The 24844-nt window shown below is 68.8% G+C and carries 19 protein-coding genes and 1 CRISPR repeat array (1 of these 20 only partly in view); of the genes, 5 read left to right on the top strand and 14 right to left on the bottom strand.

The window, feature by feature from the left end:
- Nucleotides 1–43: 43 nt before the first annotated feature.
- Complete coding sequence (locus ACFHYQ_RS14185; protein ID WP_394301594.1) at nt 44–616, top strand: arsenate reductase/protein-tyrosine-phosphatase family protein; 573 nt, start codon at nt 44–46, stop codon at nt 614–616.
- Here the strand turns inward: ACFHYQ_RS14185 and ACFHYQ_RS14180 are convergent.
- The 5 genes from ACFHYQ_RS14180 to ACFHYQ_RS14160 form a co-directional block, all read right to left on the bottom strand.
- Nucleotides 594–1976, bottom strand: coding sequence for a tyrosine-protein kinase domain-containing protein (locus ACFHYQ_RS14180; protein ID WP_394301593.1), 1383 nt, complete (start codon nt 1974–1976; stop codon nt 594–596). The genes ACFHYQ_RS14185 and ACFHYQ_RS14180 overlap by 23 nt on opposite strands.
- A 5-nt stretch (nt 1977–1981) precedes the next feature.
- The gene (locus ACFHYQ_RS14175) at nt 1982–3010 is read right to left on the bottom strand and encodes a glycosyltransferase family 4 protein (RefSeq protein ID WP_394301592.1); all 1029 of its coding nucleotides are present in this window, start codon (nt 3008–3010) and stop codon (nt 1982–1984) included.
- Complete coding sequence (locus ACFHYQ_RS14170; protein WP_394301591.1) at nt 3007–3996, bottom strand: NAD-dependent epimerase/dehydratase family protein; 990 nt, start codon at nt 3994–3996, stop codon at nt 3007–3009. The genes ACFHYQ_RS14175 and ACFHYQ_RS14170 overlap by 4 nt, the downstream gene beginning before the upstream one ends.
- A 74-nt stretch (nt 3997–4070) precedes the next feature.
- Nucleotides 4071–5000, bottom strand: coding sequence for an NAD-dependent epimerase/dehydratase family protein (locus ACFHYQ_RS14165; protein WP_394301590.1), 930 nt, complete (start codon nt 4998–5000; stop codon nt 4071–4073).
- Nucleotides 5001–5008: 8 nt separating this feature from the next.
- On the bottom strand, nt 5009–6163 hold the full coding sequence (locus ACFHYQ_RS14160) for a glycosyltransferase (RefSeq protein ID WP_394301589.1): 1155 nt from the start codon (nt 6161–6163) through the stop codon (nt 5009–5011).
- A 407-nt stretch (nt 6164–6570) separates the two neighbouring features.
- Between ACFHYQ_RS14160 and ACFHYQ_RS14155 the strand changes: the two genes are divergently transcribed.
- Entirely contained in the window at nt 6571–7740 is a 1170-nt protein-coding gene (locus ACFHYQ_RS14155; RefSeq protein ID WP_394301588.1) for a glycosyltransferase, read from the top strand.
- On the opposite strand, the gene ACFHYQ_RS14150 is transcribed toward ACFHYQ_RS14155, so the two are convergent.
- Nucleotides 7716–8873, bottom strand: a complete 1158-nt coding sequence (locus ACFHYQ_RS14150; RefSeq protein WP_394301587.1) for a glycosyltransferase family 4 protein — start codon at nt 8871–8873, stop codon at nt 7716–7718. The genes ACFHYQ_RS14155 and ACFHYQ_RS14150 overlap by 25 nt on opposite strands.
- Before the next feature lie 384 nt (nt 8874–9257).
- Here ACFHYQ_RS14150 and ACFHYQ_RS14145 point away from each other — a divergent pair, with 384 nt between their 5' ends.
- Complete coding sequence (locus ACFHYQ_RS14145; RefSeq protein ID WP_394301586.1) at nt 9258–10535, top strand: hypothetical protein; 1278 nt, start codon at nt 9258–9260, stop codon at nt 10533–10535.
- Here the strand turns inward: ACFHYQ_RS14145 and ACFHYQ_RS14140 are convergent.
- From ACFHYQ_RS14140 to ACFHYQ_RS14110, 7 genes are all read right to left on the bottom strand, one after another.
- Nucleotides 10481–11791, bottom strand: a complete 1311-nt coding sequence (locus ACFHYQ_RS14140; RefSeq protein ID WP_394301585.1) for an oligosaccharide flippase family protein — start codon at nt 11789–11791, stop codon at nt 10481–10483. The genes ACFHYQ_RS14145 and ACFHYQ_RS14140 overlap by 55 nt on opposite strands.
- Nucleotides 11792–11810: 19 nt before the next feature.
- The gene (locus ACFHYQ_RS14135) at nt 11811–12947 is read right to left on the bottom strand and encodes a glycosyltransferase (protein ID WP_394301584.1); all 1137 of its coding nucleotides are present in this window, start codon (nt 12945–12947) and stop codon (nt 11811–11813) included.
- Nucleotides 12948–12991: 44 nt separating this feature from the next.
- Nucleotides 12992–14911, bottom strand: coding sequence for an asparagine synthase (glutamine-hydrolyzing) (gene asnB / locus ACFHYQ_RS14130; protein ID WP_394301583.1), 1920 nt, complete (start codon nt 14909–14911; stop codon nt 12992–12994).
- Nucleotides 14912–15210: 299 nt separating this feature from the next.
- The gene (locus ACFHYQ_RS14125; RefSeq protein ID WP_394301582.1) at nt 15211–16773 is read right to left on the bottom strand and encodes a Rieske 2Fe-2S domain-containing protein; all 1563 of its coding nucleotides are present in this window, start codon (nt 16771–16773) and stop codon (nt 15211–15213) included.
- A gap of 231 nt (nt 16774–17004) precedes the next feature.
- Nucleotides 17005–17721 carry an MraY family glycosyltransferase gene (locus ACFHYQ_RS14120; protein WP_394301581.1) on the bottom strand — a complete coding sequence of 239 codons (717 nt, stop codon included), beginning with the start codon at nt 17719–17721 and terminating at the stop codon, nt 17005–17007.
- 11 nt (nt 17722–17732) lie between these two features.
- Nucleotides 17733–18896, bottom strand: a complete 1164-nt coding sequence (locus tag ACFHYQ_RS14115) for a glycosyltransferase family 4 protein (RefSeq protein WP_394301580.1) — start codon at nt 18894–18896, stop codon at nt 17733–17735.
- 120 nt (nt 18897–19016) lie between these two features.
- The gene (locus tag ACFHYQ_RS14110) at nt 19017–19304 is read right to left on the bottom strand and encodes a carboxymuconolactone decarboxylase family protein (protein WP_204018902.1); all 288 of its coding nucleotides are present in this window, start codon (nt 19302–19304) and stop codon (nt 19017–19019) included.
- 269 nt (nt 19305–19573) lie between these two features.
- Between ACFHYQ_RS14110 and ACFHYQ_RS14105 the strand changes: the two genes are divergently transcribed.
- Nucleotides 19574–20233 carry a hypothetical protein gene (locus ACFHYQ_RS14105; RefSeq protein ID WP_394301579.1) on the top strand — a complete coding sequence of 220 codons (660 nt, stop codon included), beginning with the start codon at nt 19574–19576 and terminating at the stop codon, nt 20231–20233.
- Between the two features lie 13 nt (nt 20234–20246).
- Nucleotides 20247–23099 (top strand): AAA family ATPase, encoded by a 2853-nt coding sequence (locus tag ACFHYQ_RS14100; protein WP_394301578.1) that lies wholly within the window; start codon nt 20247–20249, stop codon nt 23097–23099.
- Here the strand turns inward: ACFHYQ_RS14100 and ACFHYQ_RS14095 are convergent, their stop codons facing one another.
- A complete protein-coding gene (locus tag ACFHYQ_RS14095; protein ID WP_394301577.1) occupies nt 23100–24605 on the bottom strand; it encodes an aldehyde dehydrogenase family protein in 1506 nt (501 codons plus the stop codon). It lies immediately after the preceding gene.
- 169 nt (nt 24606–24774) lie between these two features.
- Nucleotides 24775–24844: direct repeats of the CRISPR family, unit length 28 nt; it runs 934 nt beyond the window's last position.

Genomic DNA, 24844 nt, shown 5'->3' with positions numbered 1-24844 from the left:
GCCGCGGGCGGCGGCGCGCCGAGGACGGCCTACGGTCGCGCCCATGAACGGCGGCTTTCACATCCTGTTCGTGTGCACCGGCAACATCTGCCGGTCGGCGCTGGCGGAGCGGCTGGCCCGGTCGGCACTCGGTCCGGGATCTCCGCTCAGCGTGATCAGCGCGGGGACCCGCGCCGCGCCCGGTCGGCCGATGGCCGAGCGAGCGCGGCGCGAGCTGGCCAGGCTCGGCGGGGACGCGGCGGGCTTCAGCTCGCGCCCGCTCACCGCCGAGCTGGTGACAACCGCGGATCTCGTGCTCGCGGCCTCGTCAGAGCACCGTGCCGCGGTGGTGACGATGCATCCGCTCGCGGCAGCCCGTACCTTCACCATCGCCGAGTTCGGCGCGCTGGCTCGGGCCGTACCCGCCGAGAACATCGCGCGTCATCGCGAGCCGGTACGGCGGGCTCACACTCTGGTCACTGAGACGAGAGCGCTACGCGGGCTGGTCCGGGTGGACCAGCCCGACATCGCCGACCCCTACGGCGGCTCCCGCAGGGATTTCCGGGACGCGGCTCGACGGATCGCCGAGTCGCTCGCCACGCCGCTCCGGCTGCTCAAACACCCGCCGGCGCCCTGAACACCTCCGACGTCTCCCGCTCCGGCTCCGGGTCGTAGCCGTATCCGTAGTAGCCGTCCTGCTTGACCGGCGTGAAATTCAGTACGGCACCGACGAGCCGGGCGTTGACCGACGACAGGAGTTCGACGGCTCGCGTCACCTGCTCGCGCCGCGTCTTGCCGTACCGCACGACCAACAGCGCGCCGTCGCATACCGCGCCGAGTGCCGCCGCGTCGGTGACGGGCAGCAGCGGCGGCGCGTCGAGGATCACCATGTCGTAGTCCTGGGTGAGCCGAGCGAGCACCGAACGCATCCCCTTCGACCCGAGCAGTTCGCTGGGGTTCGGCGGGACCTGGCCGCTCGGCAGCACCGACAGGCCCGGCCGGCCCCACGCCTGGACGGCCTCATGGAGGTGCGCTTTCTCGATGAGGACGTCGGTGAGGCCTATGGCGCCCTCGATGCCCAGGTAGTCGGCGATGCGAGAGCGGCGGAGATCGGCGTCGACCAGGATCACGCGCCAGCCCGCCTGCGCCAGTGTGATCGCCAGGTTGGTGGAGGTGGAGGACTTACCCTCGTTCGGCAGGCAGCTGGTCACGACGAGGGACTTGGGCTGGCTGTCGACTCCGATGAACTGCAGGTTCGTCCGCAGGGACCGGAAGGACTCCGATCGCGACGATCGGCCGTCGCCGCGGAGGATCAACGGGTGACGCCGCGCGTCCCGCTCGTACCCGATCACCCCGAGGACCGGGATCTTGGCAACCTGCCGCAGCTCGTCCGAGGTCTTGACGGAGGTGTCCAGACGATCGCGCAGCGTGAGCGCGCCGATGCCGACGAACAGCGCGAGCAGCACGCCGAGCGCCACGTTGACCGACGGCTTGGGAGAGACCGGTGCGCGTGGGATCTCCGCCCGATCGACCACGGTGACCCGGACCGTCGGACGGCTTCCGGGGGAGGGCCGCTCGATCTGGTCGATCAGCTTGGTGAATGCCGCCCCCAGGGCGTTGGCCCGCTGGGCCGCCCGCGCCGGGTCGGTGTCGGTGACGGTGGCGCGCAGCAGAGCGGTGTCGGGGATGACTTCAGCGGTGATGTTCGCCTGGAGCTCGGGAACGTCCCGGCCGGCCGCGATCTGGCCGATCACCCGGCGGCTGGTCAGCAGGGTGGCGTAGGACCGCACCCGCTGCTGGGACAGTGCGCCGGCCTGGAGGGCGGCGGCCACGCCGCCCTCCTTTTCATCCCCCGAGACCAGCATGGAGATCGTCGCGGGGTACTTGGGCGGGGTGTTCACGGTCACGACGACGGCGACCCCCACTCCGACGAGCAGCGAGAGCAGGAGGAACAGCCAGTTTCTGCGTACGAGTCGTACGTAATAGAGCGCTTCCATGTTCCTTACCGCTTTCCTGTAGGAGTTTTCCGCGGCTGAACCGGCGGATAGACGCGCACCCGCTGAGGCAGGCCGATGAGAATGCAGGCGGACCCCAGACCGATGAGCGAGGCGGTGAGCGATGAGATCCAGCGCAGCGTCATCACCAGGTGCAGCATGCCGGTCATGGCGGCGAGGGCGGCGAGTGTGAGAGCCGCGAGACTCCTGCTGAGACCGAGCCGGCACAGGCGATGGGACAGGTGGTCGGTCCCGCCCCGCATGATCGGCCGTCCCGCCCTCCTCCGTGACAGCACCACGACTCCCGTGTCGACGGTCGCGACGAAGGTCGGCAGGAGCAGGCCGGCGATCGCGGTGCCGGTGTCCCGACCGGTGATCAGCAGGGCGGCCGAACAGCTGAGGACGAATCCGATGAACAGCGAGCCCGCGTCCCCCATGAAGATCTTCGCCGGGGCCCAGTTGTACGGCAGGAATCCCAGGACGGACAGCGGCAGCGTCACCAGGATCAGCCCGGCCACCGGTCGGGCGGACACGAAGGCGGCCGCCGCGAGGATCGCGGCGCTGACAACGGTGACGGCGGCGAGAGCGCCATCCATGTTGTCCAGAAGGTTGAAGGAGTTGGTGATGACGACGATCCACAGCACCGTGATCGGGACGTCCAGCCACGTGCCGGTCACCGTGGCCCGGACCCCGGTCAGCACCACGCCCACGGCGGCCAGCGTTTCGACGGTCAGCCGGGTGAGCGGGCGGAGCGACCGCAGATCGTCGATCAGACCGAGCAGGGCCAGGACCAGGGCCCCGACGATGATCCCGGCGACTCGCTCATCGGGCAGGCCGACAAGCGCGATCGGGGGAACGACGGCGCCGAGTGCGATGGCCACGCCACCCAGGTACGGAGTGGGCCGCTTGTGTGATTTGTGGCCCCCGGGGCGATCCGTGAACTCCCAGCGCAGAGCGACCCGGCGGAGCACATGGGTTGCCGCGGCGGCGAGGAGAAACCCGCTGACCGCCGCGGTGAGGAGAGCCGAGCCGCTCATCGCCGGGAGGCCGCCAGTTCCGCACGGGCCTCGGCGATGCTCTCCACCAGGATGTCATCGAGTGTGCGGCGTGGCGCCCACCCGGTGAGCTCGCGAAGCTTCGTGGTGTCGGGGACTCTGCGCTCCATGTCCTCGAAGCCCGCGCCGTAGGCCTCGGCATACGGAATGAGGTCGACCCCGGAGATGCTTCCGGCCAGCTCGACGATCAGTTTGGCGAGTTCCAGGATGCTCACCTCGTCGCTGCGGCCGACATTGAAGGTCTGGCCGACCGCGCCGTCATGGTCGAGCAGCCGGACCAGGGCGTCCACGACGTCGAGCACGTGGGCGAAGCAGCGGGTCTGGGTGCCGTCACCGAAAACCGTGAGCGGAAGACCGATGATCGCCTGCCTGACGAGCCGCGGAACGACCATGCCGTAGGCCGGGCTCTGGCGAGGTCCGACGGTGTTGAACAACCTGACGGTGACCGCGGGCAGGCCGCGCTCCCGGTGGTAGGCGTTGGCCAGGATCTCGTCGACGGCCTTGGCCGTGCTGTACGCCCACCGGAGGACGCCGGGGCTGCCCAGGACGCGGTCGGACGTCTCGGTGAGCGGCCCGCCGGAATTCTTCCCGTAGATCTCGCTCGTGCTCGCGACGAGGATCTTGCGGCGATAGCGGTGGGCCGCCTCGATCACGATCTCCGAGCCGCGGATGTTCGTCGTGAAGGAGCGCAGTGGCTGCTCCACGATCAGCTTCACCCCGACGGCGGCGGCGAGGTGGACGACGGCGTCGCACTGGTGGACGAGCTCGTCGACCACCAGCTCGTCCAGCACCGATCCCTGGACGAAACGCAGGTTGGGGTGTGGGGCGAGGTTGGCTCGCCGGCCCGTCGACAGATTGTCGAGAACCACGACTGAGTCGCCGCGTGTGAGCAGCGCGTCGCTGAGATGGGAGCCGACGAAGCCGCTCCCTCCGGTAATCAGGTATGTGCGCCTTGGTGAGTTGGTCACCGAATTCTCCCGTGACATGGTGCGCTGAGGTTGAATGACGGCTCGGGAAACGGATGTGTCGGGAGGGGGCGCGATCAGGCGGGAGTGCCGGTGTTCTTCTCGAACCACTCAACGGTCCGGGAGAGGCCCTCATCCAGCGGCACCGGACGCACGCCGGGGAACAGCTCGGCTAGCAGCCGAGGCGACGCCTGCGACGCGTGTATGTCGCCCGGGCGCGGCGGCAGGAACGTTGCCTCCACAGGACGGCCGAACACCGCGGCGAGGGCGTCCTTCAGGGACAGCAGCGAGACCCGCGTCCCGTAGGCGAGGTTCACCGGGGTGCCGCTCGTGACCTGGCGGACCACCGCGTCGGTGAGCACCTCGGCCACCGTCCCGACATGGGTGAAGTCACGCGACTGGGTGCCGTCGCCGTAGATCGGCACCGGTTCGCCGCTGAGCGCGGCGGACACGAACGCCGGGATGACCGCCGCGTACGCGTGTCCGGCCGGCTGCATGGGGCCGTACACGTTGAAGAAGCGGAACGGGAGCACACGCAGGCAGAAGCTCTCCGCGTACGCCAGGGCGTACGCCTCGGCGGCGAGCTTGCTCGCGGCGTACGGGCTGAGCGGACGGGTGGGCAGATCCTCGTGCTTGTACGGTTCGGCACAGTTGCCGTAGACGGAGGACGAGGAGGCGAGGATCACGTGCGGCCTGGTCGCCCGGCACGCCTCCATGACGTGGAGCGTGCCCGTCGCGTTGACCGTGTGCGACGACAGTGGGTCCGTCAGCGACCTCGGCACCGAGGGCCGCGCGGCGAGATGCACGACCGTCGTCGCCTCCGAGACGAGGTCCGCGAGCAACTCCCGGTCCAGGATGCTCCCGGTCACCAGCTCCACGCCGATGTCGTCGATGTTGCGTCGTTCCCCGGTGCTGAGGTCGTCGAGCACCGTGACGGCCTCGATCTCGGGCCGGGTGATGAGCGCGCGGCAGAGGTTCGCGCCGATGAAGCCGGCGCCCCCTGTCACAAGGATCCTCATATGTTGCTGCTTTCAAGAGTGGGGCGGTGCCGGGAGACGCCGCGAAGTGATCGGTAAAGGTGTTCGGTGTCCGAGACGAGGCGTTCGACGCCGAACGCGCGCGTCGTCCAGTCGCGGGCCGCCTCGCCCATCCGGCGGGACAGGCCGGTGTCCGAGAGCAGCCGCACGACGTGCTCCGCGAGCTCGGCGGCGTCGGGAGCGGCGAGCAGGCCGGTGTGTCCGTCGCGCACGACCTCGGCGACGCTGCCGACCCGGGTGGAGACGACGGGCGTCGCGGCCATGCCCGCCTCCACGAGCGTCAACGGCGTGCCCTCGTTGTCCGCGGTCAGCAGCACCACGTCGGCGGCGGCGTAGACCGTTTCGACGTCCCTTCTCCACCCGAGCAGGTCGAAGGAGCCCCGAACGTGCTGGACGCCGCGCTCCAGCTCCTGCCTCAGTTCGCCGTCGCCACAGACGAGGAACCGGCAGGCGGGCACGCGATGGAGCACCGCGCGGGCCACGTCGAGGAAGCGGTCGGGCCGCTTGATCCGGGTGAGCCGTCCGACGTAGGCGACGACCGGCGCGTCGCGGGGGAGTCCCAGCTCGGCGCGGGCCGCATCTCTACCGGGCACCGGGCCGAGCCGTACGCCGGGCGGGATGACGACGTACTGCTCGGGCCGGCCGATGCCGGCGGCCAGCAGTTCGTCGCGGACCTGTGCGCCGACGGTCACCAGCCGGTCCGACATCGACGCGAGCACCCGTTCCGCGCTTATGTAAAGGCGCAGTTTGGCGGGGGAGAAGTACCCGTGCAGCAGGTGGCCGTGGAACACGTGGATCCGCGCCGCCCCCACCCCCGACAGGCGGGCCGCCGTACGGCCGAGCGCTCCGGCCTTGGCCGTACGGGTGTGCACGATGTGCGGCCGGAACCTCCGCATGGCGCCGACCAGGCGGAAAAGGGCCCGAACGTCGTCCGCCGGGCTGACCGACCTGCCGAGGCCCGCCACCCGATGCGCCCGGACCGACGCGTCGCGCAGGCGCAGATGGTCGCCTTCGCCGTCATCGACGTGGCCGGTGTAGAGCCGGTGGTCGAACTCCTCGGAGTTCATGCCCTCCGACAGTCCCAAAACCTGTGTGGCGGGGCCGCCGACGTTCATCCGGGCGATGATTTCCATAATCCGAATCCGGCTGTCCGGCTTCATAGGGCTCCTCACTGATAGGCGTGGCTCACGACGGACAAGCTAACTTGCCGGAGGATTTCCGCATTGGTGCGCTCACCGTCGCGGCGAAAAGTTTCCAGATTCGCTACCCGTACCTGATCGAGCGGCTGTCGGCTTGGGTGAGTAGAACAAAGTAGCTGGTCACGACGGTGTGACCCGCTGTTGGCCCGAGTGTGGACGAGCGGTCCGAGTTCGCTGGAAAGAAGAGGACAAGGGGAGCGTGTTCCGCTTGCCTGCGCCTCTCATGATGATTTCCTTTACATATCCTCCGGCACGCTCGCCGAGCCGAAGCACGGTGATCCCCAGGCATTTCAAACCCGCGGTTCCGAATGGCGCAGACAAAGAATCGGTAGGTGGAACGCATGGACCGTCATTCCAATTTCGGCTGCGATCACGCTGATGTGGTGACACCGGCCGGGCCCGCCATGAGCGGTGTCAGGGTGTGCGAGGTCGTGAAGACCCTCGACACCGGAGGGGCCGAAGTGCTGCTCGTCGAGCGACTTGTGGCGGCCCGGAGACGGATCGTGAACAGCGTGGTGGACTATACGGTGATCTGTTTGCGGACGTCGACCGGTGAGCTCATCGAGCGGTTGCGCGCGGCCGGGGTGACGGTCATCGACCTCAGTTCGTGCCCGCGGGCGCTGGTCTACGCGAGGCTTGTCGCCACGGTCCGCCGGACAGCGCCTCATGTGCTGAATGTGCATTCTCCGGCGCCCGCCATCGCGCTCCGCCCGTTCGTCCGCCTCACCAGGCGCCGGCCCGTTCTCGTTTCGACGGTTCACGGCGTGCGATGGCCGAAGACGATGTATCTCGACCGGCTCACTCGGGGGCTGGACGACCGCACCGTAGCCGTGTCACCGACTGTGGCGCGGTCTCGCGCCGTCGTCGGTTCCCGCCGCGTGCTGACCCGGGTACACGGCGTCGACGTGGGGGAGCAGCGGCGGTGGGCCGCCCGGGCGGCCGACGTGCGGCGTGAGTTCGACGTGCCCGAGACCGCCTTCCTGTGCGTCACCGTCGCCAACTTCCGGCCCGAGAAGAATCACCGCATGCTCCTTCAGGCGGCCGCCGAGGTGATACGGACCCGTCCGGACGCCGTCTTCCTGCTCGCGGGTGACGGGCCGCTGCGGGACGAGACCGCTCACGAGGTGAAGCAGTGGCGCCTCGGCGGGCAGGTGCGCGTCCTCGGGCCGGTGCCCGGAGCAAGGAGGCTGGTCGCGGCGGCCGACCTCCTCGTTCTCAGCTCCCGCCACGAGGGGCTGCCCGTCGTGGTCATGGAGGCGCTCGCGGCGGGGGTGCCCGTCGTCTCCACCAGGGTCGGGGGGCTGCCCGATCTGATCACCTCGGGGCGGAACGGCATTCTCACCGACCCCGGTTCGCCCGACGCCCTCGCCGGAGCCGTGATTCAGGCGATGGACCCGCGGACCCACCGTGAGCTGCGGGCCGGCGCCGCCCAGAGCGATCCCGACAGCCTTGACATGGCCACGACCGCGGAATGGTTCGAAGAGCTCTACGAGGACCTGGTACGGGCGTGAAGCCCGGGTGTGAGGGTGTCGGCGTACGAGGGCATCGAGATCTCGGTTCCCCTCGTACGCTTCAGCCGCTCGTACCACTCCTCGATGCGCCCGGCCACGAGGGGCCAGTCGAGATCGGACGCCGCGCGGACCCCGCGCGCGACCATCCGCCGCCGCGCCGCGTCGTCGCCGAGTAGCGCGCGCAGGTGCCTGGCCAGATCGGCGACCGATCCCGAGCGGAACACACGGTAGGCGGCCCCGTCGGTGACCGCGGGTTCGAGTGACGCCGCAGAGGAGACGACGACCGCGGCGCCGAGCGCCAGCGCCTCGAGCGGTGCGGTGGGGATCCCCTCGCCGATGGTGGGCAGCAGATGGGAGGAATGAACGAAGACCTCGGCCCGGCTGACCAGGCGGTAGACCTCGTCCGGCGGGATCTGCCCGGTGAAGCGGACGGCCGGGCCGGCCAGGCGTTCGAGCCGGGCCCGTTCCGGGCCGCTCCCGGCGATGACGAGGCGCGCGTGCGGATGCGCGGCCTGGATCTCGTGGAACGCCGCGATGGTAAGCGGATGGTTCTTCACCGGCAGCAGCGACCCCACACTGACGATCAGCCCGCGCTCGACCTGTTCGCTCTCCCGGATCCCGGTGAGACGGGCGAGGTCCACGCCGGCCGGCAGCGAGCGGATGAGCCTGTCGGGGACCCCGGCCGCGAGCAGGTTCGCTCCGGGTCTCGTACCCGACACGATGAACCCGGCGACATCGCGGAAGGCCCACGGCATGATCCGCCGGTGGCGGATGTTCAGCGCGCCGTGGACATGGACCACGAGCGGGACGCCCAGCCGCCGCGCGGGCGGGCCGAGGTGAAGCGCCTCGCGGTGATCGCCGTGCGCGTGGATGATCTCGATGCCGCGCATCCGGCGGAGGGCCTTCGCGCATTCCATGGCGAACGCGATCTCATCGGACTTCAGCGACACGGCCCGGCTCATGGCGGTGCGGGTGAGCGGCAGGAGTTCCGTTCCGTGTGGCGCGCTGCCCCGCCGATGCGCGAGGACGACCTCGTGCCCGCGGAGGAGTTGCTCATGGACGAGGCGCTCGATGTAACGTTCCTTGCCGCCCGGCTCCGGCGGCAGGCGATGTCCGATGTGCAGAATTCTCATGCCGACCCCCTGGAACGCATGTCAGATGTCGCCATGGGAGCAAGCCTGGCTACCCGATCGGCCCGGACGGGCTCGGGCGCATCCGCCCGATCGTTTTCTTGCCGGGCTTTTGATCGGCGCCGGGACGCGACGAGCCGGGGCCTCCTTCCGGCGACTTTCCAGAGATATTCTCATGGTGTTCCCGACGGGTCTCCGCTGCGTGGAAAACGGCGCCATACGGCGCCATACGATGCCGGCCGCGGGTCTGATCGGTTGCCGGATCCTTTGCCGTGACTTGGAACGTTCGGCGGCCGCGTGCCCGGCGACCTGCACGTTTACCGGGTTACAGTGTCGAGACGTTTCTGCTCTCCCGTTCCGTGCGCCATATCGTTCAGGTGATTCTCTGTGGAATACATAGTCGTCGCGATTTCCGCGATGATGCTTGTCTTTCTTGTCCAGACTTTCCTGAACGGAGACGTGGCGTGGCGGGCCCTGCGGGTGCTGCTCCTGGCGTTCGTCGTACGGTTGGTCATCCATGTCCTGATCGTGCGGAGTGGTCTGCTGCCGTACGGGGGCGACAACTACACGTACGAGTACAGGGCACTGGAGATCGTCGCGTACTGGCAACGTGAGGGCTTCCAGTTCGTCACCTCCGATCAGATCAGCGCCCTCGACGGCGTGGCGGTGCCGTGCAATCTTTTCGCGCTCATCTTCTACGTGTGCGACGGACCGGCCCTCCTGGCATGCACGTCTGTGATCGCGCTCATCGCGTGCGCACTGTGCATCATCATGTACAGATTCGCCAGGATCATCGGCGCCGACGAACGCGCCTCCTACCGGCTTCTCGTTCTGACGGCGTTCATGCCCGCGTTCCTGCTGCACACGTCGGACACGTTCAAAGACGGTTTCAATGTGTTCTGCGTCGTGGCGTGCCTGGGACTGGCCGCCTCGAACGTCCAGAGATTCGACATACGGAAACTGCTGCTGCTCCTGCCACTGCTGTGGGCTCTGTGGCACGTGCGCCCCTACATGGTGTTCATGTGCGGGTTGCCTCTGGTCCTCGGCTTCGTCGGGGCCAGGCGCGCTCTCCCGTTGTGCGCCCTCGCCCTTCTCACCGGGCTGCTGGTGCCCGTCATGTTCTTTCCCGAAGCGACGCGGAACGCGGTGGTCGAACCGATGCAGGCGCAGCTTGAACGTGGGCAGTCGGAGACGGTCCGCCTCGCGAACGCGGAGGGGGGTTCCGGGGTCGTCTTCGAAGACGGTGGGAACCCGTGGAGCGCGTTCGCGCCGAAGCTCGCCTACACACTGCTGTCACCGTTTCCCTGGATGGGCGGAAGCGCTGTGCTGCAGCTCGCGAAAATCGAAACGCTGCTCTGGTATTACCTGCTCTTCTGCGCGGTGCGTGGAGCGCGTCAGCTGTGGGGCCGACATCGGAGAACGCTGATGATGATGCTTCTCTTCATCGTGCCCTCCACGATTGTGTACGCGACGAGCATGTCCAACGTCGGTCTCATCTTCCGGCAGCGGATGCCGATCGTCATGGTCGTGAGCCTGCTGGCCGCGGTCGCCTGGACCAGGGCCGCGCGGCGACGAGAAGAGGACCGGAGCGATCGCCTCGGGTGTCGCGGTCAGGGAACCTGCTGCGGCGCGCTGTCCGCTCGCGGCGTCTCCTCATCGGAGTAGGCGGCGGAGACCGGTGCCCTGCGCAGATCGGCAAGGCGCGGCACCAGTTCGGACGCGGACATCCGCGCCGATCGGAGGAACCACGCCGCCTCCAGCGACGCCAGCAGCGTGTAGGCCACGGTCGACGCGAGCGCCGCGCCGACCGCTCCCCACCGCGGAATCGCCACCAGGTTGAGGAGCAGGTTCACTGCCAGCGCCCCACAGGAGATCGCCGTCATCGTGATCGGCCGGCCGAGCCGCACCAGGTACTGTTCGACCGGCCGTACCAGGGTCAGCGCGACCGCGCCGGGAGCGAGCACCAGCAGGGGAGCCACACTCGTGGCGAAGGCCTCGCCGTACACCAGTGGGATCAGCCAGGGAGAGGCGGCGGCGACCAGCCCGAGGAAGACTGTGGAAATGAGCAAGGTGAGCCGCAGCGTGTGGGCGGTGACCCGCTCCGCCTCGAGTGCTCCGCTGACGGCCTGTCTCGGAAGGACGACCTGAGTGATCGAGTCCGCGGGGATCCGGGCCAGGCTCGTGATCGTCACGGCCACCGTGTAGAGACCCACGGTGGCCGCGGAGTCCATCGCGCTCAGCAGGAAGATGTCCGCGCTGAGCAGGAAGTTGTACGCCACGAGCCCGACGTGGTAGCGGCCGGAAAGGCTGACCTGGCGCCGTACGAGACTCCTCTCACAGCGCGGGGAGATCGGCCACAGGGCCCGGAGCGAGATGAAGAACGGCACGACGGTGGACGCGGCCCAGCAGATGACCACGCTCGTGATGGTGACGTGCCCGGCCGCCGCGAGGGCGAGGATGGGCAGGCATTGCACCATCGAGGCGATCACCGTGGCCTGGTTGACCGCCTTCCGCTGCGACCGCAGCAGCAGGATCGCGGTGAAATTCACGGAAGCGCTGCCGAACGGGATGACGAGCAGCGCCGTCGCCCACAGCGGAAATGTGCCGGGCAGGTCGTTCACCATGACGAACCCGGCCGTGGCCAGCGCCGCGAATGTTCCAAGGGACATGCCGAGGACCAGCGCGTTCGTGATGAGCGGCCGATGGCGGGAGAAGTCCGGCCAGAAGGCGATCTGCGACTTCTCCAACGACAGGTGGCCCACGACGATGGCGGCGCCGGCCGTCGTCGCTATCACGGAATAGACGCCCCTGCCCTCGGGCTGCAGGGTGCGCGCGATGAGCACTCCCGTCACCGCTCCCAGGGCCAGCCGCAGCACGCGGCTGGCCAGTATGCCGGCGACGGCGGTCAGGGAGGAGCTCATGACCGGGACACGGAGCCGGCTACCTCGCACATCGTTCCTCGAGCAGGCGGCGGTAGAGGGCGACATGCTCGTCGACCATGGCGTCGAGGTCGAGGTTCTTGCGCGCCCACGCACGTGCCGCGGTTGCGAGTCCGGCCGCGAACTCCTGATCGTCCAGCACACGCAGGATCCCGTCGCTCAGCGCCACGGCGTCCGCGGGAGGGACGAGGACACCGCGGTCCTCGAGTAGTTCGGGGTTGCCGTCGACGGCCGTCGCGACGACAGGCCGGCCGGCGGCCATCGCCTCCATGATCGCGTTGCTCAAGCCCTCGGCGGTCGAGGGGAGCGCCACCACGTCGGCCCCGGCCAGCAGCGGCCGCACGTCCATCCGGGTGCCCAGGAAACGGACATCGACGCCGAGCGCACGTGTCCGCGCTTCGAGGTTCTCCCGCTCGGCGCCGTCGCCCACGAGCGCGACCGTACAGGGGCGTCCTCGACGGGACAGGATGGCGGCGGCGTCGATGAGGAATCGATGCCCCTTTTCCGGGCGCAGCCCGGCCACGCACACCACGACCGGCAGCCGGGTGTCGATGAGCTCGGGCTCCACCGGGTCGAACGCCGAACGGGAAAGCCCGTTGTAGATCACGCTGATTTTGCGTGCGGGGATGCGCTCGACCGTACGGGCGTCCCGCGCGACGGCCACCGCGTTGGCGACCACGTGATCCGCGAGGCGAGTGACCATGGTGCCGAGTTCGAAGGCCCAGTTGCGCTTCTTGAAGTTACTCACGCCGCGTCGCCCCGAGACCATCACGGGGACCCGGGCCAGGCGCGCGGCAGGCGTCCCAAGTAGGTAGCTCTCCATCAGGAACGCGTGCAGGACGTCGGGCTCGATGCGGCGCAGCAGACGCACCATGCGGCCGAAGGCCCGGATGTTCCATACCGGCGCCAGCGGGCCGGACGACCACCGGACGAAGCCGAGATGGTGCACCGCGATGCCGGCGTCGCGCAACGTCGCCTCGTGGGGCCCTCCTCTGGTCAGCAGGAGCACGCACACTTCGACGCCCCGCGCCCGCAGTTCGAGCGCGAGCAGGGACAGTTGCCTCTCAGCGCCTCCCAGTCCCAGTTGCCCGTTGAGGAGCGCGACGCGCTGGAGATCGGCTTGCTTTCTCGGAGACACGGCGGAACTCTCCCTTGCTGCTCTCTGTGCTGAATTGATCGTGCTCAGCGGTTCCCGGCTCGAGGGCAACCCGTCTGCGCCCCGATGAGTCCGCTCGGCTCGGCATGCGCGCGGTGCCACAGCTCGAACTGGAGCAGGGCCCACAGGTGGTCGCTGTGGTCGGCGCCGCTCGCGTGCCGCAGCAGGAGGTCCCGTACGGCCTCCGGCCGGAACAGGCCCCTGCTCCGCGCGGTGTCGTCGGTGAGCACGTCATGGGCGAGGTCGCGCAGCTCGCCGCGGAGCCACGCGGCGAGCGGAACACCGAACCCCTGCTTCGGACAGCGCAGCAGTTCGGGAGGCAGCCAGGGCGCGACCGCGCGCTTGAGCAGCAGCTTCGTGCGGCCGCCGCGGACATGCAGGCCATCGGGAAGGGACGCCGCCCACTCCATCAGGTGATGGTCGAGGAACGGCGATCTCGCCTCCAGAGAGTTGGCCATCGTCGTGATGTCCACCTTGACGAGCAGGTCACCGGGCAGATAGCTCATGACGTCCACATCGAGGACGCGCCCGAGGTCGGTGCCCGCCGAGGAGTCGCGGTAGATCGCCTCAAGGAGCAGGTGGCTGTCCGTCCCCGCGAGCCGGTCGCGTAGCGCGTCGCTGTAGACGCCGGCCTTCTGGTCCGATGTGAAGCAGGACATGAGGGCGGCGTAGCGACGGGTGGGGTGCTCCGCAGCGAACCGCATCAACCGGCCGAGTCGCCGGAGAGACGACCGGGCGTGGCTCCGCCGGGTGATGAGGTCGCCGGCCCGCGTGGACATCGCCGCGAGCGGGCGGGGCAGGGTGGGGATCCTTCGTGCCTGGTTCATCAGCGCGTACCGCTGGTAGCCGCCGAAGCATTCGTCGCCTCCGTCGCCGTTGAGTGCCACGGTTACGTGCCTGCGGCTGAGCTGCGCGACGTAGAAGCTGGGGATGGCGGACGAGTCGGCGAAGGGTTCGTCGAACTGCCATGCCAGGCGCGGCAGGATGTCGAGCAGGTCGGTGGACACCACCAGTTCGTGGTGGTCCGTGCCGTACCGGTCGGCGACCATCCGGGCCTTGTTCCGCTCGTCGTACCTGCTGTCCTCGAAACCGATGCAGAAGGTCTTCACGGGTTCGGAGCTCTGCAGGGCCATGGCGGCGACGACGGCGGAGGAGTCGATGCCGCCGGAGAGGAACGCGCCGATGGGACGCTCGCTGACCATGCGGATCCTGGTCGCGTCCAGCAGGAGCTCCCGGAGTTGTTCCTCGGCCTCCCGCTCGTCCACCCGTCCGCCTCCGGTCCGGTCGAGGCTCCAGTAGCGGCGTACGGTGACTCTGCCTCGCTCCCAGATGAGAAGGTGACCCGGCGAGAGCTTCCGCACCCCCTCGTAGATCGACCAGGGGGCGGGGACGTACTGGTAGGTCAGGTAGTGGTGCAGGGCGACCAGGTCGATGCCGCGGGCCATGCGGGGGTCTTGGGCGAGGGATTTGAGCTCGGAGGCGAAGTGGATGGTGGTGCCGTCCGCCCGCCAGTACAGGGGTTTCTTCCCCACGCGGTCTCTGACGAGGAGGAGGCGTTGGCGGGTGCGGTCCCAGATGGCGAAGGCGAACATGCCGCGAAGCCGGTGGACGAGATCGGCGCCGTGTTCTTCGTAGAGGTGGACGAGGGTTTCCGAGTCGCCTCGGCCGCGGAGGCGGTGTCCTTTGGCGGCGAGTTCGCGGCGGAGCTCCGGGTAGTTGTAGATCTCGCCGTTGAAGACGGCGACGATGGTCCCGTCTTCGTTGCGGACGGGCTGGTCACCGGTGGCGACGTCGATGACGGCCAGGCGGCGCATGCCGAGTGAGGCGTGCCGGTCGTCGTGGTAGCCGGCGCCGTCGGGACCGCGGTGGACGATCACATCGCACATACGGCGGACCAGGTCGGGGTCCGGGGTCAGCGTGGTCGCCGTTCCGGCTATCCCGCACATCGATCCTCCAGTCGCCGCTTGTAAGGGTTCGGATGCCGCGGTTCCCGGTGGCTGAGCCGTTCGGGATGCCTGTCGACGAGAAGACGGACGGCGCGGTGTCAGTTTGGCGGCGTGCGGAGAGGCGAGGGGGACCGACGTTCGCGTGCGGCGGTGTCCTTGCCAGGGCTTTACAGACCTCCGAAGCACGCTCGCGGAATCCGCTCACGCCGGGCCAGCGCGTTCGTCTTCGACACGCGCGACCGGTGCCGGGGTTTCAATGTGGAACGGCTCTGACCGGGGGCCGGTCGCTCCCTGCACGTTCAGGACGGCGAGATCTCACGGGTGGCCAGGGGAGCGCATCGCGCGTTCACGCACGCACCGGTGGCCAGGTCGAAGGCGAAGTTGTGACTGAGGCAGTGGATCTTGCCGTCCTCGATGACGGCGCTGATCGACAGGTCCTCGCCCGCGTGTGGACAGTACCTGGCGATCTCGAACGCCCGGTCGCCATCGGTGACGGTGATGCGTTCGGTCTCGTCCCTGCCGGTCTCGTATTCCTCGACGGCCTCCAGGGCCGGTGCGTTGGCGTGCTTGAGCAGCCCGACCAGGTAGCCGTTGTACACGTCGGGGTCGCGGTCCAGGCGAATCCGAAAGGAGAGCAGCAGGTCTTCCCACGCGAGGTCGCCGGCCAGGACGGGCTCGACCCAGCGCCCCCGCACGGTGATCGTGTAACCGGGCCGTTCGGTGGCCGCCGGGCCGATGGCCAGGCCGTCCGCGTTCATCCGGACGTCCCAGACTCCGCCGTTCGGCCCCGTGATCTCGAAACGGACCGTCATGCCGATGTGGTCGAGGAAGTAGTCGCTGAGCGTGCCCAGCCGGGAGAAGTGGTTGACGAAGCGCTCGGGGAAGCCGGGGCCCGGTTCGGGGTACTCGACCCGGATCTTCTCGAGGACCTCCGCCCGATCCTCGGCGTAGCGCCGGATGTACTCCTCGACTCCCTCGGTGAAGCTGAACTCCGCCGAAACGGGATCCCGTGTCATCTCGCCGGTCCTGAGATCGAGGCGGTCACCCGGCTTCAATGTCTCCCAGGCCTGGCCGGGTAGGTGCTCGCTCAGCCAGTTCCTGGCGGCTTCCGGGTGGACGAAGGCCCCGTGCTCGGTGTCCAGCACCCGGTTGAGGCCGCGCAACTCCGGGTCGAGGTAGCAGGGCGGGCCGGCGAAGGGAAGGGCGAGTTCCGGTTCTGTGGCACGCACCAGACGGTGAACGGCACGCAGCTTGATCATCCGCTTCTCCATGGCGATGCGCCGCTCCTCCTCCACCGGGTACGAGTAGCACATCGGATGCCAGGCCGACGAGGACGCCTGCACGGCCATGACGTCGAGCCGGCCGCCTGCCAGGTGCTTGGCGCGGCGTGCCTGCGACGCGGTCAACTTGGCGTCGTTGCAATTCAGTACCGACCTGCCCTCGGTCACGATGAGGAACCCCGAGTCATGGAACATCGGAGACAGTTGAGGGATGGTCATGATCCATGAGCCGTCGTTGTCCAGCGGAAAAGGCTCCCATGAATTGATTTTGATGATTCTGTCGACTCCGGACTCGCGAATCCGGTTGGCGAATGTGTCCGATGGATATGCGGGGATCAGCACCGTGGTTTCGTCGCTGAGCTGCTCCAGAAACCAGGAGTCCATGTGGTCGAGATGTTCATGTGAGATCGCCACATAGGTCGCCGAGGTCAGGCTCTTGATGTCGAGATGATCGTTACGGGGAAACTGGAACCACGAACCCATGTAGGCTCCGTGCGGACTCATCCAGGGGTCGAAGACCAAGGTGAACGTGGAGGTTTCGACGAAGAGCCCGGCGTGGCCGATGGAGGTGAGCGTCGCCATGTGCCTCGATCTTCCTTACCCGGGCATCAATGGAACGCCCGTGCCCGCTAGGCCATCAGATGGTTACTCCTGAAGTCGAAGTAAATCACGCGATGTGAGTGGCCGAGCGGGTGTTTCGGAATCTCGAACTAAGAATACCGTAAAGATAAATAAAGCCGAGTGGGTGAAGGGCAATGCCAATCGGCTGAGGGTGATAAATCCTACGATGTGCGGATTGTTCGACCGGTTCGACTATGAGCTGGTCCAGCGCGAAAGCGCCTTCGTGTTCGACTGCCGCGATCGGTGCGCGGGGCCCAACGTCGATCGCCTCTGAGCCCAGCGCCTCTGAATCCAGCGCCCCCGACCGTGGGCGGCACCCCTCCGGGCCGCCCACGCGGCCCCCGCGATCGCGATCGACGTGGGGAGCAGCAGCCCTGCGACGATGGTGCCGCTGCCGCGCCCGCAGGTCAGGGCGGTCGCCGCGGCGGCGAGGACGAACCCGGTGAACGGCGAGGCGGATGGGCCCAGCCGGCTTCCCCGGCCCGCGAGGCAGGCGCAGGCCAGTGCCGCAAGCAGCGCGCCGGGCAGTACGGCATGGGCCGGCTGGGACGAGGCGAGTGCCGCGCAGGCGAGGCAGGCGGCCGTCACCGCCGCGGCGCTCACGGCGGTCCGGTCGAACCGGTCGAGCAGGGCGAAGCCGTTCGTCACGGCCACCGTCCACATCACCGTGACCGGTCCGTCCGGCAGTTCACCGGTCAGGGTGATCTGCAGACCGCACAGCACGATCCCGCCGGCGGCCAGCGACTGCACGCTCAGCCGGGTTATCGCGGGGAGCGGCGAGATCTCATCGATGACGCCGAGCACGGCGACCGCCCACGCCGCCAGCAGGATCGGGGCGACCCGCCAGTCGGCGAAACCGGAGGCTGCCACCGGCGCCGTGGTGATCGCCGCGATCGCGACGCCCCTCATCGGCGGGCGTCTCATCGCGGCACGCCGCACAGCGACCGGTAGAGCGCCTCGGTGTCGGTGACGAGCCGGTCGACCCCGAACGCCCGCGTCGTCCACCGGCGGGCCGCCTCGCCCATCCGCCGGGCCAGGCTGGGATCCTTCAGCAGGCGTACGGTGTGGTCGGTCAGTTCCGCCACGTCGGGGTCGGCCAGCAGACCGGTCCGCCGGTCCCTGACGACCTCGTCGACGCTGCCCATCCGGGTGGACACGACGGGGACCCCGGCCATTCCGGCCTCGACAAGTGCCAGTGGCGTGCCCTCGTTGTCGGAGGTCAGCAGCAGCACGTCGGCCGCCGCGTACACGGTCTCCACGTCTCGGCGCCAGCCCAGCAGGCGGAAGGAGTCCCAGACCGGGCGGATCGCCCGCTCCACCTCCTCCCTGAGCTCTCCGCCGCCGCAGATGAGGAAGCGGCAGTCGGGCATCCGCTCCAGGACCTCGCGCGCCACCTCCACGAACCGGTCCGGCCGCTTGACCCTGGAAAGGCGCCCGACGTAGGCGACGACCGGCACGTCGGCCGGGATGCCGAGGGATCGGCGGGCGGCCATGCGATCGGGAATCGGCCCGAGTTGAACGCCCGGCGGGATCACGACGTACTGCTCCAGACGGCCGACGCCGGCGCTCAACAGGTCGTCCCTGACATTGAAGCCGCCGGTGACCAGCCGGTCGCACCCCGCCGCGACGAACCGTGCCGTGACGAACCGCTGCGGCCGGACGCGCAGCGACCGTCTGAGCCGTGACGGGCGGCCGCGGGGGAGCGGGGTGTGGAACACATGGATGCGCGCGGCGTCGACCCCGGACAGCCGGACCGCCAGCCGTCCCAGCGCCCCGGCCTTGCCGGTCCGGGTATGGACGATGTGCGGCCGGAACTCGCGCATGGCGGCGACCAGTCGGCGGAGTGCGCGGTAGTCGGCAGGCCTGACCGACCGGCCGAGGCCCGGGATGCGGTGAACCGGGATCAACGTGTCGCGCAGGTTCAGGTGGTCACCCTCGCCGCCGTCGACATAGCCGGCGTAAAGGCGGTGGTCGAACTCGTCGGAGTCGAGCCGCTCGCACAGCCCCGCCACCTGGGTGGCGGGGCCGCCGACGTTCATCCGGGCGATGATTTCCATGACACGAATCCGGTTGTCCGGTTTCATGTGGGCTCCTCCCTGATCACGTCGGAGAAGCTAACCCGCCGCCCTATTCCGTCGCGCCCACCGTCGCGCCGTTTCGTGGAAGGTTTTCCAGATCTCTAATCGCGCCTTGCTTTCGGCCGTTCAACGCTCCGATGTGCCCAGAACCCTGGCGATCAGTTTCTCGACCTTGGCGTCGAGCCGGGAGGCGCGGGTCCAGCCCGCGTAGTGGGCGAGGAAGGAGACCACCTCGCGCAACTCCTCCGGGGTCAGCGTACCGGTGCGCAGGGCCGCGTCGAGTTGGATCTCGATCATGTCGTCCACGCCGTCGCCCACGAGTAGGCCGAGCAGCAGCAGACGCCGGTCCCGATCGGTGAGCTTCTCTCCGGACCACACCTCCGAGAACATGCGTTCCAGTGCCACCCCGTCCATATGCTCAGCTCCCCACCGGCCAAGGATTGCCTGACATCACGCATGAAGATGTCGTGTTCGAGGTCGCCAGGTGTTACACGCCGGAAAGACAGATCCTGATAGCGTGGCGGTCCCGGGGTTCAATGTCACGACACCAATCATAATTCGAGCACGATTTGGTCAAATTTGTGGGAATGTCGTGGAACGTGCCTGCGAGGGAGATTTGGGAAAACGGGCATCACTACCTCGTGCACCCGCTAGGACACGACCTGGGCAGAGTTCGGGCTCTGATGGGGGCCACGCTCGCCGCTTCGCTGCTGTCCGGCTGCGCAGGCCCTCAATACACGTACGTACGCGACGATGACGGGGCGACCTACTTCAAGGTGCCCGCCCAGTGGCGGAAGGTCGACCAGGAGGCGATCGAGAAGGCCGTCTTCGGAGAGGAGGACCAGTCGGCCCTGCGACAGGCCGTCTGGATCGTGGCCTACGACGCCGACCCGCAGCCGTCGATCAATCATCTGGTGACCGGGGCGTCCGGAGCCGACGACCGGCCGTTCGTGCTCGTCAAAGTGCAGAAGCTCAGCGAGGAACAGCGGAACCAGGCCTCGCTGAACATGCTGCGCAACTCCCTCGGCTTTCCTGTCGCGCTCTCCGAAGACGTGCGCCGCCGACTCGACGAGAGCGGGATTTATCCGTACAAGGACTTCAAGCTGCTGACGGACCGGGTGCTGCCGGTCGAAGACGGGGTCCGCGGCGTGCGCAGCGTCTTCACCCTGCGGCACGGGATCGGGCCCCCGCAGACGTACGACGAGACCGCCTACCTGTCGGCGGACGGGACGCGGATCTCCAGCCTGGTCGTCCGCTGCTCGCCCGCGTGCCATCGCGAGCGCGCCGCGGAGATCGATCTGATCGCCAAGTCCTTCAAGGTCAAGCGCATCCTCATCCCATGAAGGAGTCCCTCGTATGAGCCTTCGCGCACCGGGGTCCGGTCCCGCCGACCGAGACTCGGCGACCAGGAAGCGACTCGCGCTGTGGGATCGGGTGAAGTTCCTGATCCTGCTCGCCGTCGCGTTCTGCGCGCTGATGTGGAACGACATGGTCGCCTTCCCCGGCCTCATGTCGGCGCACGACGCCCTGGTACGGATGATCGAGGGCTCCTCGTGGGTCCTGTGGCTGGCCGGGATCGAGGCCGCCAGGCAGGCGCACTTCCTGATCAGTGAGCGCTCGGCGGCCTATCACCGGTTCTGGACGCGCCGGGTCTTCGGCGGCTGGAACCGCTGGACGCACCGAAGGTTCAACGACTGGAACCGCTACCGCATCGCCCGCGCGGTCAAATGGTTCATCTGGATCGCGGTCATCGCGCTCGTGCTAGGCAAGGTGCAGCACGTCTCCCCAGTCGAGGCGCTGTACAGCGTGCCCGCCACGATCTGGGGATTCCTGCCCACGGTCCTGCAGGTCGTGCTGCTCATGCTGCTCGCCGTCGGCCAGTTCGTCGCGATCTTCTGGTTCCTGTCACGTGGCGGCGTCGACGTCTACTACCCCGACGACATCAAGACCCGCTTCTCCGACGTGTGGGGCCAGGACCACGTCGTCGAACGAGTGAAGGAGAACATCGTCTTCCTGGAGCGGCCCGACGAGATCGAGGCCAAGGGCGGCTACGTGCCGAGCGGCATCCTGCTGTGGGGGCCGCCGGGCACCGGCAAGACCCTGCTCGCCGAGGCGGTGGCCGGCTCCACCGGCAAGCCGTACGTCTTCGTGGACCCCGGCGCGTTCATCAACATGTTCTTCGGCGTCGGTGTGCTCAAGGTCAAGTCGCTGTTCCGCAAGCTGCGCAAGCTGGCCCTCCGCTACGGCGGGGTGATCGTCTTCTTCGACGAGGCCGACTCGCTCGGCAACCGCGGCGCGCTGGCCCAGGGCGGACCCGCCGGGCCCGGCGGCGCCGGTGGCTGGGGCCGCGCCGCGTCCGTTCAGGCCGCATCGTCTCAGCGGGCCGGCTGCAACGGTTTCGCCTACCTTGACGAGGACACCCGCCATCTGATCACCAACCGCATGGTGTTCGGCGGCGGCATGGGCGGTGGCGGGGGGATGGGCACCCTCGAGGCGCTGCTCACCGAGATCTCCGGCCTGAAGAAGCCGCGCGGCTTCGTCAACCGGTACGTGCGCCGGCTGCTCGGCATGCGGCCCAAACCGCCGCCGAAGTACCGCATCCTGATCATGATGGCCACCAACCTGCCGGAGGCCCTCGACGAGGCGCTGCTTCGGCCGGGCCGGATCGACCGCATCTACAAGGTCGGCTATCCGTCCAAGGCAGGCCGGATCCGGACCTATCACGGCTACTTCGGCAAGGTCCGGCACGAACTGACCGACGAGCAGATCGACAAGCTCGCCACGATCACCCCGTACGCCACCGGGGCCACGATCAAGGACCTGGTCAACGAGTCGCTCATCACCGCGATCCGGGACGGCCACGACGTCATCACCTGGGCCGACGTCAAGCGGGCCAAGCGGCTCAAGCAGCTCGGCCCGCCCGAGGACGTCGAGTACATCGAGCGCGAGCGCCACGCGGTGGCGGTGCACGAGGCCTGCCACGCGGTGGTCGCCTACCGCACCCGGCACCACCTTGAGATCGACATCGCGACGATCGAGAAGGGCGCCGACTATCTCGGCATGGTCGCCAGCATCAAACCCGAGGACCAGTTCACCCGGTGGAGGTCGGAGTACGAGGCGGACATCATGGTCTCCCTCGCCTCTCTGGCGGGTGAACGGATGTTCTTCGGCGAGGACAACTCCTCCGGAGTGTCGGGCGACCTGCAGTCGGCCACCATGCTGACCGGGCTCATGGAGGCGCACTGGGGCATGGGCATCGGCGTGGCCTCGCTCCCGGCACTGCAGGAGCTGGGACTGCGCGAGGGCAAGGCGGCCCAGCGGCAGTCCGGGGGCGTACGCGACGATCCGCTGCCCGACCTGATCCCCGAGCGGATCGAGTTCAACCTCGCCCGCCTCCTGGAGAAAACCGCCGACCTGCTGCGCGACAACCGCCGCGAGGTGCTCGCGGTCGCCCATGCCCTGGAACAGCACAAGACGCTGGGCGGCGACGACGTGGTCGCGGTCATCGAGTGCGCCAGGGGACCGCTCGTCGACGGCAGCGTCTACGGCTCCGACGAGTTCTACGCGGAGATCGAGTCGTACCACGAGGCCGCCGCGCAGGCGCACCGCGGCCACGGCACGGTCCCGGTGGAGCTGCCCGTGCCGCCACGGCGGGAGCTGACCAGAGCGTCGGCGGCCGGCTCAGCGCCCGCGGCCACGGTGGCCACGGCGGCGCCGCCGGCCACACTGACCCGCCCGCCTGGCCGGAGCGGCCCAAGTAGTCCGAGTGGTCCGAGCGGCCCGGGCGCGCCGCCGGTGCTGGTCGCCGCCCCCACCTTTGTCCGCCACGACGGCTTCGCGACCCGCAACAGCGGGCCGCCGCCGGTGGCGTCCGTTCCCGTTCCGGCCAAGTCGTCCGGCGGCACGTTCTGGGCGATCACCGGCGGGGTCGCGGCCGTGCTGCTGCTCGTGCCGCTCGGCATGGTGCTCGCCGAGCCGCCGAAGGGCATGCCGGGCGGTCTCGTGCTCGCGCTGGCCGTCGCGCTCATCGCGTTGATCACCGGTCTGACCGCGGCCGTCGTGGTGGCTCGCGTACAGCGCAGGGCACGCAGGCAGGCCGAGGCGGCCAGGGACCGGGCGGCTGAGCGCGCCCAGTTGCTGGCCGCCGCGATGGATCCGGACGTCGCCATGCGGCTGCTCGGATACGACGGCCGCCGCGGCCCCGAGTGATCAGATGCGGAAGCCCAGATCGGGCGTGATCTCCGCCACGTCCATCTGAGCCTTCTGCAGTCGGCCCGAGTAGTCCCAGTTCATCGCCTGCCACCGGGTGAACTGGTCGAGGACCCACATTCCGCTCTGCCTGCTGCCGTTGCCCGACTTGCCGTTCCCGCCGAACGGCAGGTGGGCCTCGGCGCCCGACGTCGAGTTGTTCACGCTGACCATGCCCGCCGAGATCCCGGAACGGAACCGGAACGCCGTCTTCGGGTCGGTGGTGTAGATCGACGACGACAGTCCGTACCCCGGCCGGTTGGCCAGCTCGATCGCCTCGTCCAGCGTGCCGAACGTGGTCACCCCCACGATCGGGCCGAAGGTCTCCTCCAGGAACAGCCGGTCGTCGGGGCGGACCCCGTCCACGATGACGGGGTGGTAGTAGAGGCCGGTGCCGTCCATCCGGCCGGTGGGCCCGGGCAGCACGGTGTGGTGCGGCCGGACCCAGGTGAGGTACTCCTCGTACCGCTCGGCGAACCTGTGGTCCAGCAGCGGGCCGTACAGCACGTCGCCGGTCGGCTCGCCGATCTTCGCGTTCTGCACGGCCTCGGCGAACCGGGCCAGGAACTCGTCGTGGACCTCCTCGTGCACGATGACCGTGCCGAGCGAGGTGCACCGCTGCCCCGCCGTGCCGAACCCGGAGAACAGGGCGCCCTCCACGGCGAGGTCGAGGTCGGCGTCGGGCATGACGACCATCGGGTTCTTGCCGCCGAGCTCCAGGCACGGCGACTGCAGGTGCCGCCCGCACAGCTCGCCGATCTTCCGGCCCACGGCGCTGGAGCCGGTGAAGCCGACCTTGTGCACGGTGCCCTCGGTCAGCGCCAGCTCCAGGCCGTCGTAGGTGTCGGCGCCGGAGGCGAAGACGACGTTCAGCACGCCGGCGGGCAGCCCGGCCGCCGCGAACAGCCGGTAGAGCGCGTGCGCGGAGGCCGCGGCATACTCTGCGGGCTTCCACACCACGGCGTTGCCGCAGAGCAGGGCGGGCACCAGATACCACGAGGGGACGGCCACCGGGAAGTTGCCCGCCGTCACGATGGCGGCCACGCCCACCGGCACCCGGAACGTGAACAGGCTCTTGTCCGGCATCTCGCTCGGCACCGTCTGGCCGTACAGGCGGCGGCCCTCGCCGAGGAAGAAGTCGCAGGTGTCGACGATCTCCCGCACCTCGCCCAGCGCCTCGGCGTACGGCTTGCCGATCTCCTCGGTGACCAGCCCGGCCAGCGCCTCGGTGTTGGCCTCGACCAGGCGGCCGATCGACGCGATCACCCGCCCCCGCACCGGCGCCGGGACCCGCGCCCACTCCCGCTGCGCGGCGGCCGCCGTACGGCACGCGCCGGTGAACGTGGCGGCGTCGGCCAGCGCCACGGCCGCGACGGTCTCGTCGGGCCGCGCCGGGTTGATCGACTCATAGGCCGTGCCGGACGCGACGTCCTTGCCCCCGATGACGGAAAAGATCTGACGAGTCACCGCTGACCTCCGGATTTTTTGGTGTCTGGAGCCTCGATTACACCGTATTCTCCGCCAGACATCCTGCCTACAAGCCTCCGCGGTGCCATTCTCAGTACCCGGTGGTCCCATCGATCCGTTCGCGCAGCAGATCGGGTGCCCGTTGTGCCGGGCATACTCGGCGATCATAGGAGCATCCCCGCGATCGCGGGGCCGACGCCGCCGTGGAGCGGTGGTGGCTCCGCATGCAGGGAGCATCC

It is taken from the genome of Sphaerimonospora cavernae (assembly GCF_042435035.1).
GTDB lineage: Bacteria > Actinomycetota > Actinomycetes > Streptosporangiales > Streptosporangiaceae > Sphaerimonospora > Sphaerimonospora cavernae.
Note: the sequence above shows the minus strand (reverse complement) of the source record. Positions and strands in the feature narration are given on the sequence as shown.

Bases quoted from the DNA above. Each gene is read 5' to 3' on its own strand.
- ACFHYQ_RS14175 (WP_394301592.1), bottom strand. From the start codon at position 3,010: ATGAGCGGCTCGGCTCTCCTCACCGCGGCGGTCAGCGGGTTTCTCCTC.
- ACFHYQ_RS14125 (WP_394301582.1), bottom strand. From the start codon at position 16,773: ATGGCGACGCTCACCTCCATCGGCCACGCCGGGCTCTTCGTCGAAACC.
- ACFHYQ_RS14140 (WP_394301585.1), bottom strand. From the start codon at position 11,791: ATGAGCTCCTCCCTGACCGCCGTCGCCGGCATACTGGCCAGCCGCGTG.
- ACFHYQ_RS14110 (WP_204018902.1), bottom strand. From the start codon at position 19,304: ATGGACGGGGTGGCACTGGAACGCATGTTCTCGGAGGTGTGGTCCGGA.
- ACFHYQ_RS14115 (WP_394301580.1), bottom strand. From the start codon at position 18,896: ATGAAACCGGACAACCGGATTCGTGTCATGGAAATCATCGCCCGGATG.
- ACFHYQ_RS14180 (WP_394301593.1), bottom strand. From the start codon at position 1,976: ATGGAAGCGCTCTATTACGTACGACTCGTACGCAGAAACTGGCTGTTC.
- ACFHYQ_RS14185 (WP_394301594.1), top strand. From the start codon at position 44: ATGAACGGCGGCTTTCACATCCTGTTCGTGTGCACCGGCAACATCTGC.
- ACFHYQ_RS14155 (WP_394301588.1), top strand. From the start codon at position 6,571: ATGGACCGTCATTCCAATTTCGGCTGCGATCACGCTGATGTGGTGACA.
- ACFHYQ_RS14120 (WP_394301581.1), bottom strand. From the start codon at position 17,721: ATGAGGGGCGTCGCGATCGCGGCGATCACCACGGCGCCGGTGGCAGCC.
- ACFHYQ_RS14105 (WP_394301579.1), top strand. From the start codon at position 19,574: ATGGGGGCCACGCTCGCCGCTTCGCTGCTGTCCGGCTGCGCAGGCCCT.
- ACFHYQ_RS14160 (WP_394301589.1), bottom strand. From the start codon at position 6,163: ATGGAAATCATCGCCCGGATGAACGTCGGCGGCCCCGCCACACAGGTT.
- ACFHYQ_RS14100 (WP_394301578.1), top strand. From the start codon at position 20,247: ATGAGCCTTCGCGCACCGGGGTCCGGTCCCGCCGACCGAGACTCGGCG.
- ACFHYQ_RS14150 (WP_394301587.1), bottom strand. From the start codon at position 8,873: ATGAGAATTCTGCACATCGGACATCGCCTGCCGCCGGAGCCGGGCGGC.
- asnB (WP_394301583.1), bottom strand. From the start codon at position 14,911: ATGTGCGGGATAGCCGGAACGGCGACCACGCTGACCCCGGACCCCGAC.